This is a genomic window from Actinoplanes sp. NPDC048791, from assembly GCF_040650095.1.
Classification (GTDB): domain Bacteria; phylum Actinomycetota; class Actinomycetes; order Mycobacteriales; family Micromonosporaceae; genus Actinoplanes.
The window spans coordinates 1-1062 of record NZ_JBEZGQ010001729.1 but is presented as its reverse complement, the minus strand read 5'-3'; the positions used below and the strand labels follow the sequence as shown (position 1 = coordinate 1062).

At 73.1% G+C, this 1062-nt stretch carries 1 protein-coding gene and 1 pseudogene; both read left to right on the top strand.

Translation table 11 applies throughout. From position 1 onward, the window contains the following. A pseudogene (locus tag AB0C29_RS50005) lies at positions 1-197 on the top strand (hypothetical protein); the annotation flags it as partial. Between the two features lie 94 nt (positions 198-291). After that, positions 292-1062: serine/threonine-protein kinase (locus AB0C29_RS50000; RefSeq protein ID WP_360835640.1), on the top strand; the 771-nt coding region annotated here is incomplete at its 3' end.

Sequence of the window (1062 nt, the reverse complement as noted above, 5' to 3'; positions counted from 1 at the left end):
GGGAGCAGGCCGCGCGGATGCGCCGGGCCGCCCGGCCCGGCCTGGCCGCGCTGCGCCGCGACGGCGTGCGCAAGCTGCTCACCAGACGGGTCGCGGCCGGCGTCTCGCTGCGCATCGGTACGGGCCGGGACGTCGACGACCACATCGTCGTCGTGCCGGGTGAGCAGGGCGTGTTCCGCCTCGACCCGATCGGCTGATGCCCGCGGGGAGCGTTTGCCCTGCCGGAGGCGGGGGTACGTCGCCTGCAACCTCGAGGGGGGCGAACTCGCGGTGACGGAACAGGGGGCGGCAATGCGGACGCTGGGCGGGCGGTATCAGCTCCAGCAGCGCATCGGCATCGGCGGTATGTCCGAAGTGTGGCGTGGACACGACCAGGTGCTGGACCGGCCCGTCGCGGTCAAGATCATGGCGCCCGCGGTCGAGGGCACGCTGGGTGAGGTCAACGGCGTCGACCTGGTCCGCACCGAGGCGCGTTCGGCCGCCCGGCTGGCTCATCCCAACGTCGCCGGCGTGCACGACTTCGGCACGTCGTTGTCGCCGGGCCGCGAGGTGCCGTACATCGTCATGGAGCTGGTCGACGGGCAGACGCTCAGCGAGCACCTCGGCGCCGGGCTCTTCGACTGGCGCATCGCCGTACGCGTCTGCGCCGAGGTCGCGGCCGCCCTGGCCGCCGCCCACGCCGAGCACGTCGTGCACCGTGACATCAAGCCGGCCAACATCATGCTGACCCCGGCCGGGGCCAAGGTCCTGGACTTCGGCATCGCGGCGGCGGTCGGCAGCCACGATCCCGACCCGGACGGCCCGGTCATGGGCACGCCGGCCTACGTCGCCCCGGAACGCTTCGAGGGACTGCCCGCGACCCCGGCCTCGGACATGTACTCCCTCGGCGTGCTGCTCTACCACTGCCTGTCCGGCCGGCTGCCCTGGCAGGCCGCCAGCCACACCGAGCTGGTCGAGGCCCAGCGCCACCGCGACTCGGACACCCCAGCGGACTCTCTTGAGCTGAGTCAACGTCACGACGTCACCGTCCGCACGCCGAGCTCGTCCGCGGTCTGCGGATCG